This is a genomic window from Paenibacillus sp. 1SOY10 (assembly GCF_056836745.1).
Genome location: NZ_JBXENK010000018.1, coordinates 38,209 through 48,314, shown reverse-complemented (window position 1 = coordinate 48,314; position 10,106 = coordinate 38,209). Strand labels below are relative to the sequence as shown.

The window sequence follows — 10,106 nt, the reverse complement described above, 5'->3', positions numbered from 1 at the left end:
TAAGAAGCACTACCGATCACAAATCGGTGGTGCTTTTTTCTATATAATTATAAATACGAATTTAGATACGAGGTGCTGTGAAGAGTATAGGCGAGCGCTTGGAGAAGGATGAAATTATCTCCAAAAACGGCTAAAATGATTGGTTTGTGCGCGTTGAATAGACAGGGGTGTGCGCTGGGGAGTCGCCAGCGGATTTGCTTGCGGTTGTCCTTGACAGCCTATAGGGCCTTTGCTAAACTTGGCATAATATATTTTCGTAAGTGGCTCTAAAGCGCCAAAGGTTGCTTTGACGGAGCTGCTTTTCGTGCTATTACGTCGCAGACGTTTTTTCTTTGGATTCGGGACAAACCACTTCATTCAGGGGCTCCTGATATTGCAAGAGAAACGGCCGGGATATGGCCCGACAATCCATTAGACTAAAGGAGGACAATTCACGGTGTGGGAAAGAAAATTTGACAAAGAGGGCTTAACGTTTGATGATGTGCTTCTGGTTCCCCGTAAATCGGAGGTGCTACCTAAAGAGGTAAGTGTGTCCACTCGCTTGAGCGATCAAGTGAAGCTTAATATTCCGTTGATTAGTGCGGGGATGGATACGGTAACCGAGTCGGCTTTGGCTATTGCCATCGCTCGCGAAGGTGGTCTTGGCATCATTCATAAAAACATGCCCATCGAACAACAGGCTGAGGAAGTGGATCGTGTCAAACGTTCGGAGAGCGGTGTAATTACCAATCCTTTCTCTCTGACACCGGACCAATTGGTCTCGGATGCAGAGGAAGTAATGAGTAAATTCCGTATTTCCGGGGTTCCCATTGTGAATGAAGCTCATAAGCTTGTAGGTATTTTGACAAATCGTGATTTGCGGTTTGTGCATGACTATAGTATTAAAATCAGTGAAGTGATGACGCGTGATGATCTGGTTACTGCTCCGGTAGGAACAACTTTGCAGGAAGCGGAAGGCATTTTGCAGAAGCATAAGATTGAGAAGCTTCCGCTGGTCGATCAACAAGGCATTCTGAAGGGCCTTATCACTATCAAGGATATTGAGAAAGCCATTCAATTCCCGAATGCAGCTAAGGATGCACAAGGTCGCCTACTGGTGGGAGCTGCGGTGGGGATTTCCAAGGATACGTTTGATCGTACCGATGCTCTTGTCAAGGCGGGCGTAGACGTGATCACTGTTGATTCCGCGCATGGCCATCACATCAACATTCTTGAAGCAGTAGCTGAACTTCGCAAACGGTATCCTGAATTGACTATCATTGCGGGTAATGTGGCCACAGGTGAGGCTACGAGAGCATTGATTGAAGCTGGCGCATCGGTAGTCAAGGTTGGTATCGGACCAGGTTCGATTTGTACCACGCGGGTTATTGCCGGAATCGGCGTACCGCAAATTACGGCAGTGTATGATTGTGCGACTGTAGCCCGGGAGTACGGTATCCCCATTATTGCGGATGGAGGTATCAAGTATTCCGGTGAGATTGCCAAAGCGGTTGCTGCCGGGGCACATGCGGTCATGCTGGGCAGCTTATTTGCCGGTACAGAAGAAAGCCCAGGGGAGACGGAAATCTACCAAGGGCGTCGTTACAAAGTCTACAGAGGCATGGGCTCCATGGGGGCTATGAAACAAGGCAGTAAGGACCGATACTTCCAGGATGATGATAAGAAGCTGGTTCCCGAAGGCATTGAAGGACGCGTTGCTTACAAAGGTCCTATTGCTGATACCATTCATCAGATGATTGGCGGCTTGCGTGCAGGTATGGGATATTGCGGAACCGGGACATTGGACGAGCTTCGCAATGATACCCAGTTCATCCGTATCACCGGGGCTGGCTTGCGTGAAAGCCATCCACATGACGTGCAAATCACGAAGGAAGCGCCAAACTACTCGCTATAATTACAGCGAACCATAATTTTCCACATAGAGCAGGGTGATTTTCACCCTGCTTGTCTTTTTTTGCAGATACCCCTGTGATAGAATAGATAAAGCAAATGAAAGAATACGAGGGGAGCTTTAAGGGCATTGAAACTCAAATTATTGAAATCCAAACCTATTAAGACCAAGCAGCGTTTCCTACGCAAGAGCGTGGCTTCCGTACTGCTGCTGAACTTGCTATGTTCTTCTCTCGTACCGGCGCTGGCGCTGGCGGAAGGCGAGCAGACCGAAACTGGAACGAACCAAGCGACAACCACGGAGCAGGCTTCGACGCAGAATGCAGCAGCCATTCCTTCGGTGGAGTCACTGGGTCTGGAAGTGAAATCTGCCATCTTGATGGAGGTCTCCTCTGGACAAGTATTGTTAAACGTGAATGCGGATCAGCCGTTTCCTCCGGCAAGCATGACCAAAATGATGACCGAATATATTGTTGCCGATCTCGTCAAGCAAGGCAAATTCAGTTGGGACGATGTAGTTACGGTGGGCGAAAATGCAGCCAAGACTATCGGTTCCCGGATTTTCCTGGCTGAGGGAGACCAACATACGATAAGAGAGCTATATATTGCCATGGCGGTGGGATCAGCGAATGATGCCACGGTAGCATTGGCTGAGTATGTCGCTGGCTCTGAGCAAGCATTTATTAAGATGATGAACGATGAGGCTAAGCGCATGGGGATGAAGACGGCTCATTTTGCCAACTCCACAGGCCTTGATATTGCGGATATGCCGGAGAAGTTCCGTACCCCTGGAGATCAGGAGACGGTGTTGTCTGCGCTGGATGCAGCAATTTTGGCACGTTATATTGTAACCGATCATCCTGATTTTGCCGAGTTTACAGCACTTCCGAGCTATCAATTCCGGCCGCGTGACAAATCACCGATTATCAATTATAACTGGATGCTGGAAGCGAACAAGAATGTAACAAACTTCAAGCAGTTCGCTTATGAAGGTTTGGATGGCTTGAAGACAGGCCATACCAGCAATGCAGGCAATAACTTTACGGGTACAGCATTACGTGATGGAGTGCGGATGATTAGCGTTGTGATGGGGACAGCTACGGATAAAGCCCGTTTTGTCGAAACCCGTAAAGTGCTTGATTATGGCTTCAATCATTTTGAAACCAAGCAAATTGTAGCAGCCAAGACAACGGTAGTGGGCACGGAGACCGTAACCGTTAAGAAAGCTAAGAATACGGCGATTCCGGTTGTAACCGATCAGGCGATTAGCTTTGTTGTGCCGAAGGGTGTGGATACCAGCGCAGTGGAAGCTCAGGTTACGCTGGTGGATGAAGGCGAACTTGTAGCTCCCTTACAGCAAGGTACGAAGGTAGGGACTGTAAAGTACACCTTCAAAGCCCCAGGCATGGAACAGGAGCTGGAGAAGACGGTCAATCTGATTACGGTGGAAGACGCTCAGAAGGCTGGCTGGTTTAAATTGATGATGCGGGCCATCGGCGAATTTTTCAGTGATATGTTCAATGGGATTAAGAATTTGTTCTAATGAAAAGGAAATCTAAAATACAGCGTCCAATCACGAAGGGATTCAAGGGAGTGAATTCGGAACGTAGGATTCACCTACGCTGCGCTGCTCAGTTCCTGGTATCGTCCAACCTTCTCGGTGCTAGTAACCTGTATTTTAGATCCTCATTGAACTAGGAGCGAATCCCGAGTGAAAGAGTTGTATTTTAAGGGCGAATATTGTAAAATAATAAGTTAGATTATTATCGGGGGGATTGGACATGGAAACAGGAACATCGCGTGTAAAAAGAGGTATGGCTGAAATGCAAAAGGGCGGCGTTATTATGGACGTCATGAATGCCGAACAGGCTAAGATTGCTGAAGCGGCTGGAGCTACCGCCGTTATGGCACTGGAGCGCGTTCCTTCCGATATTCGGGCAGCCGGTGGCGTGGCTCGTATGGCAGACCCTACAATCGTCGAAGAGGTAATGAAGGTCGTCTCCATTCCGGTCATGGCTAAGGCACGGATCGGTCATTACGTGGAAGCGAAAGTTCTGGAATCGCTTGGGGTAGACTATCTGGATGAAAGTGAAGTGCTAACTCCGGCAGATGAAGTCTTCCATATTGATAAACGTGAATTTACGGTACCGTTTGTCTGCGGAGCGAAGGATTTGGGCGAGGCTCTCCGCCGTATTGGCGAAGGGGCTTCTATGCTTCGTACGAAGGGTGAACCGGGAACCGGAAATATTGTTGAAGCGGTACGTCATATGCGCTTGATTAACGGCCAAATCCGCAAAGTGCAAAACTTGTCCAAGGATGAATTGTATGCCGAAGCGAAGAATCTGGGCGTAGCCTATGATCTGTTGCTTGAGGTGCATGAGAATGGCAAGCTGCCAGTGGTTAACTTTGCTGCAGGTGGTGTAGCTACGCCGGCTGATGCTGCTCTGATGATGCATTTGGGAGCTGATGGTGTATTCGTGGGTTCGGGTATCTTCAAATCGGATAGCCCCGAGAAGTTTGCTCGTGCTATTGTGGAAGCGACAACTCATTACACCGATTATAAGCTGATTGCGGAAGTGTCCAAGAACTTGGGTACTCCGATGAAGGGCATTGAGATTTCCAAGCTGTCTCCGGCAGAGCGTATGTCGGATCGTGGCTGGTAATTCCTGAATAGCTTTAATTAGTTATCCATATCTAATTAGGATGCTCACCCCGGCTATTGTTGACCCATGGCCGGGGTACATATAGTTTAGGCTGCGAGAGAAAGAAGGTTTGTCATGAGAGTAGGAGTGTTGGCGCTGCAAGGCGCTGTTGCCGAGCATGTGCGTAGCTTGGAGAAGGCCGGGGTGGAAGGTATCGCGGTCAAGCATACGCAGGAACTGGCCGAATTGGATGGCTTGATCATTCCTGGCGGAGAGAGCACCACCATCGGCAAACTGATGCGTAAGTATGATTTTATTCAGGCCATCCAAACTTTTTCCGGGCAGGGTAAGCCGGTATTTGGTACCTGTGCAGGTCTGATTGTGATGGCGAAGGAGATTGAGAGCGGCGAGGAAGCTCATCTCGGATTGATGGATATCAAGGTATCGCGTAATGCCTTTGGACGCCAGAAGGAGAGCTTTGAGACGGATCTTGAGGTAAAAGGACTGGAAGCCCCGCTTCGCGCCGTATTCATCCGTGCGCCGTTAATTACGGCTGTGGGAGAAGGGGTAGAGGTATTGTCCGTTTACAAGGATGAGATCGTTACGGCCCGTCAGGGGCATTTGCTAGTGTCGTCGTTCCATCCGGAGCTGACGGATGATTATTCACTGCATGCGTATTTTGTAGAGATGGTCAAGCAAGCCAAGCAGCCGTAAGCAGACCTTGACTCCTTTGATGGGTTAAGGTTTTATCTGTTTATACGGCGTTTCTATATTCCATAGCAGCCTTTCCGTCCGGAGAGTCTTCCAAAGAGAAGGTCGGCAGGTCTGTGCAGGGATGATTCTAGGAGGGACTACTCATGTTAGATGTGAAAGTAATGAGAAATGATTATGCCAGAGTGGAAGATGCGCTGAGGCGCCGGGGGAAATCGCTGGATTTGATCGAAGGTTTTCCGCGGTTGGATGAGAAACGCCGGGAGCTGCTTCAAGAGAACGAGGCTTTGAAGAACCGCCGGAATACAGTATCGGCGGAAGTGGCCCAGCGGAAGAAGAACAAGGAGGACGCGGACGAACTGATCTTGGAGATGCGTCAAGTCGGTGACCGCATTAAAGAGCTGGATGAGGAAGTTCGGGCATTGGAAGTGGATATTGAGGAACTGATGATGTCGATTCCGAATATCCCGCATGAAAGTGTGCCTGTAGGCGCCTCTGAGGAAGAGAACGTGGAAGTACGCCGGTGGAGTGAGCCGAAATCCTATGCATTTGCTCCTAAGGCTCACTGGGATGTAGCGGCTGATCTGGGCATTTTGGATTTTGAAGCGGCTGCCAAGGTAACCGGGTCCAGATTCACCTTTTACAAAGGATTAGGGGCCCGCTTGGAGCGTGCGCTCATTAACTTTATGATGGACTTGCACAGCAATGAGCACGGTTATGAAGAGATGTTGCCACCATATATCGTCAATCGCGACAGCCTGTATGGAACAGGGCAGCTTCCTAAATTCGAGGAAGATTTGTTCAAGCTATCTGGCGGCAGCGATTATTATCTCATTCCGACGGCTGAGGTGCCAGTGACCAACTATCACCGTGACGAGATTCTGAACGCGGAAGATTTGCCGCGCAAATATGTGGCCTATAGTTCTTGCTTCCGGTCGGAAGCCGGAGCCGCTGGACGTGATACTCGCGGGCTGATTCGTCAGCATCAATTCAATAAGGTAGAAATGATCAAAATCGTCCACCCGGATCATTCCTATGAAGAACTGGAGATGATGACGGCCAACGCCGAACGAGTACTGCAATTGCTTAATCTGCCGTATCGGGTTCTGGCCTTGTGCACTGGTGATATGAGCTTTACATCAGCTAAAACCTATGATCTGGAAGTATGGCTACCGGAAAGTGGAGTTTACCGTGAAATTTCTTCGTGCTCTAATGTTGAGGACTTCCAAGCACGCCGGGCTAATATCCGTTTCCGTCCAGAGCCGAAGGCTAAGCCAGAATTTGTGCACACACTCAACGGCTCAGGATTGGCCGTAGGACGAACTGTAGCTGCTATTTTGGAGAACTACCAGCAAGAAGATGGCAGCGTGGAAATCCCGGAACTGCTACGGCCGTACATGGGTAATATTGATAAGATCACAAAGAGAAAATAACTTGCACAATTAGTGCTTTGTGTGGTAGAATCTGATTTGTTACGCTAATCGGATTCACCTTTGGAGAGGTACCGAAGTGGTCATAACGGGGCGGTCTTGAAAACCGTTAGGGTGCAAGCCCACGTGGGTTCGAATCCCACCCTCTCCGCCATATAACTAATTTTTTGCATAAGGTAATATAGCGTTAATAATATAAACACACTTGGCTAAGGTCGAGTGTGTTTTTTGTTTGCAATTTTAAATATTTACATAATATTACCAAGTTAACTTTATTTTTCTTAACATAAGCCGATATTTATTGTAGGTGCATTAAGAGTATTTTAAGAAGGGAGAATTATGTGAATACAAAAATAATTGAGGGACTAGTAGGTGCAAATAATAATATAAGTTTATCCAGTGTACCTATGAGAGTTTACAATGAAGCTCGTTCCAGAGGTGATGTTGATGTAATGGGAAGAGCAATGGAGTATTTCGGAAAATCCATTCAAAAGGTAAATGAATATTCAAAAAAAGCAGATATTGGCATGAAAGAAGAAGTAGAGAAAGCGATCGAAGAAAAGAGACTAGAGCGTGAGAACGAAGTTGAGAACATTAATCAAACAAACTTAGACCAGAAAGAGGAAGCAAGAGTCCCCGAGACAGATAAGGATGTTCTGAATTTAAGTGTAGAAGGTAGGGCTATGCTTGAAGATCAAATCGGTCAAAGCGCATCTACACCAAAACGGATTGATAAAACTAATGAGAAGCCCATAATTTATACAAAAACTGGGGAAATTAATACTTTAGCAAAAAATGTAATCATTTCCGTATCGGTTTAATAATTTTAAGGCTCTCTTTTTTATGCATAATGACAGCTATTCCATCACACATTAAGCCTGCGTATGAACGATCACTGAGATGTACATCATTTGTATAAGAAGAGAGGATGAATCTGCTATGACCAAGCCTCAGACGTATCAGACAGCCGGCTCCGAGAACGAATCAAATCGTAAGCGTGAGCGGCACGAGGAGAAGAATGGGCAAGAACCGTTGTCAGGCTCCAAGAAAGTAAAAAATAAAAATCATGTTGACCATCATAATCCGCAAGGATAATCTGGTGTCTCGTCCCGCAACCCTCAGCCCCTGGCTGGGGGTTTTGGTGTGATTGCGCTGCCCACCGCACTATGCGTTGCTCATCGCGTTTAATATAGAATTCACAAGACAGGAAGCGGATAAAATGTCATAATAAAGGTAGGTGTCTTGAGCCGTAGGCATGCAGAGCATGAGAACACAAGAGGCAGCAATAAGGCAGAAGAAAGTGAAAGGATCGTGATGCTTATGAACGTAGTGAATCCAAGCCATGTTACGGACTACGACACCGCAACGCAGGTTCGTCAACATAAACAACGCTCCGTGCGGAGTGTCATGTTCAGAACGTTGTTTATTGTCATCGGAGCTGTGATTGTTTCGGTTGCGTTGGAGTTATTTCTGGTCCCTAACAAAATTACCGACGGCGGTATAACTGGTGTGTCCGTCATGACCTCCTATTTATTAGAATTGCCACTCGGGATTTTTCTCTTTCTATTCAACCTTCCCTTCTTAATAGTCGGCTATAAGCAAATCGGCAAGACGTTTGCCATATCCACGTTGATAGGTATTACGATTATGTCTTTAGGCACGGCGTTATTGCATCCCGTGGAGCCCTTTGTGACGGATACGTTATTGGCTTTTGTCTTTGGTGGTATTTTGCTGGGCTTGGGGACAGGGCTGGTGATTCGATTTGGCGGATCGCTTGATGGGACAGAGATTGTGGCTATCCTCATTTCCCGAAAAACGCCCTTCTCCGTGGGCGAAGTGATTATGTTTTTCAACTTTTTCATACTGCTAAGTGCCGGTTTTGTATTTGGCTGGGAACGAGCCTTGTTCTCGCTACTCGCTTATTTTATTGCATATAAGACGATTGATATCGTCGTAGACGGATTGGATGAATCCAAGTCAGTCTGGATTATCAGCGACCAAATTGACGAAATCGGGGATGCGATTCTGAGTCGTTTGGGCCGTGGAGTTACTTATTTATCAGGCGAAGGGGGCTTCTCGGGAGACCCGAAGAGAGTCATCTTCTGCGTGATTACCCGCTTGGAGGAAGCCAAGCTCAAGGAAATCGTTAATCACTATGACGAGCATGCATTTATGGCAGTCGGAAATATCCATGATGTTAAGGGTGGGCGTTTCAAGAAAAAAGCAATTCATTGACAAATTGAAACGCAATCCCAAATGACATGTAACTATAGAAAAGAAGCCCGTAGGAGGGTTTATGTTTTATGTTCAAGAGAAGCGTAATGATTACTTTGTTATTTATGTCCGCGCTGGTATTGATTGTATCTGGCTGTACCGGTCAAAAGGCGCCCAAGGATACTCTTAGCTTGGCTGTCAGCAAGATGCTGGAGGCGGATTCATATGTGGTGGAGAGCCGAATTCAAGTATTGGGCATGGAGCTAGGCTCGGAGACTGCTGATGAAGAGGATATTTCAGAACCATCAGAATCGTCAGCCATGAGTGCCTTGCTGCCCTGGCTAAAGAACGCAGACATTCATATTCGTCAGGTTTATCATAAGGAGCCGACCCAATCTGAAGCCGTGCTGGAGATTAAGCTTCAGGGCAAAATGGCTACTACGGTGACGCTGCCTTTGGTAATCACCCCGGACAAGCTGTACGTGCAGTTGCCGAACACACCGCTAGTTCCGATGCCGGAAGAACTGGTCGGGCAGTTTGTGGTCCTTGATTTTAAGGAGCTTACCCAGCAAAGTGGCCAAGCTGTCACAGATTTACCGAAAGTGAGCGGTGGGGAAGTACAACAGCTTGGTGCTACATTTATGATGTCCTTGTTAGCCGGCTTTGATGGGGACACCTATTTTAAGTACGCCGAGGTAGAGCAAGCTGCGCTACCGGAAGGGGTGCTGGCGAAGCAAGTAGTACAGTTTGCCGTCTCCAATGATCAGGTGCAGCAAGCGCGCGAGGCCCTTAAGGGACAAGTCTTGCCGGAAGTACGGAGCAGTTGGGAACAGCAGGGCTACTCCTTCTTGCCTGAGAATTTGGCAGAGGGGATGGTAATTCATCAACTAACCGCTCAGACCGTCATAGACGAGCAGAATTATCCTATCTATACTACGATGGATGCAGACCTTACCCTGGACATTCCAAGCATTTCAAACGCCCAGGAGAGCGCACGGATCACCTTAAGAATGACACGACAGTATAGTGAAATTAACGAGCAGCCAGCATTTGTAACTGGTATTCCCACGAATACGATCGGCACAGCAGAATGGGAGGAAGCCATGCGTAGCTTCGGCTATTAGTCACAATCGGCCGTTGCAGCTATTGGATATAGCTTAAAGTAAGTACGTTAACAATATAAAACCTCCAGCCTTATGTTTTTCCATAGGGCTGGAGG

9 protein-coding genes and 1 tRNA gene are annotated in these 10,106 nt (G+C 47.5%); all 10 read left to right on the top strand.

What is annotated here, in order from left to right:
* Positions 1 to 436 precede the first annotated feature (436 nt).
* The 10 genes from guaB (at position 437) to AC1VOR_RS22895 (ending at position 10,011) form a co-directional block, all read left to right on the top strand.
* On the top strand, positions 437 to 1,894 hold the full coding sequence (guaB, locus tag AC1VOR_RS22940; RefSeq protein WP_482621318.1) for an IMP dehydrogenase: 1,458 nt from the start codon (positions 437 to 439) through the stop codon (positions 1,892 to 1,894).
* 126 nt (positions 1,895 to 2,020) lie between these two features.
* Positions 2,021 to 3,433 carry a D-alanyl-D-alanine carboxypeptidase family protein gene (locus AC1VOR_RS22935; protein ID WP_482621317.1) on the top strand — a complete coding sequence of 471 codons (1,413 nt, stop codon included), beginning with the start codon at positions 2,021 to 2,023 and terminating at the stop codon, positions 3,431 to 3,433.
* A gap of 238 nt (positions 3,434 to 3,671) precedes the next feature.
* Positions 3,672 to 4,553, top strand: coding sequence for a pyridoxal 5'-phosphate synthase lyase subunit PdxS (gene pdxS / locus AC1VOR_RS22930; RefSeq protein ID WP_482621315.1), 882 nt, complete (start codon positions 3,672 to 3,674; stop codon positions 4,551 to 4,553).
* A gap of 114 nt (positions 4,554 to 4,667) precedes the next feature.
* On the top strand, positions 4,668 to 5,246 hold the full coding sequence (gene pdxT, locus AC1VOR_RS22925; RefSeq protein ID WP_482621313.1) for a pyridoxal 5'-phosphate synthase glutaminase subunit PdxT: 579 nt from the start codon (positions 4,668 to 4,670) through the stop codon (positions 5,244 to 5,246).
* Between the two features lie 143 nt (positions 5,247 to 5,389).
* Positions 5,390 to 6,676, top strand: a complete 1,287-nt coding sequence (gene serS / locus AC1VOR_RS22920) for a serine--tRNA ligase (protein WP_482621311.1) — start codon at positions 5,390 to 5,392, stop codon at positions 6,674 to 6,676.
* A 62-nt stretch (positions 6,677 to 6,738) separates the two neighbouring features.
* Positions 6,739 to 6,827 (top strand) — tRNA-Ser (locus AC1VOR_RS22915).
* 187 nt (positions 6,828 to 7,014) lie between these two features.
* Positions 7,015 to 7,494: a hypothetical protein gene (locus AC1VOR_RS22910; RefSeq protein WP_482621310.1), complete on the top strand. Its 480-nt coding sequence runs from the start codon at positions 7,015 to 7,017 to the stop codon at positions 7,492 to 7,494.
* Between the two features lie 118 nt (positions 7,495 to 7,612).
* Entirely contained in the window at positions 7,613 to 7,768 is a 156-nt protein-coding gene (locus tag AC1VOR_RS22905) for a small acid-soluble spore protein P (protein WP_482621308.1), read from the top strand.
* A gap of 225 nt (positions 7,769 to 7,993) precedes the next feature.
* Positions 7,994 to 8,908, top strand: coding sequence for a YitT family protein (locus AC1VOR_RS22900; protein WP_482621306.1), 915 nt, complete (start codon positions 7,994 to 7,996; stop codon positions 8,906 to 8,908).
* A gap of 68 nt (positions 8,909 to 8,976) precedes the next feature.
* Positions 8,977 to 10,011, top strand: a complete 1,035-nt coding sequence (locus AC1VOR_RS22895; protein ID WP_482621304.1) for a hypothetical protein — start codon at positions 8,977 to 8,979, stop codon at positions 10,009 to 10,011.
* Positions 10,012 to 10,106 lie beyond the last annotated feature (95 nt).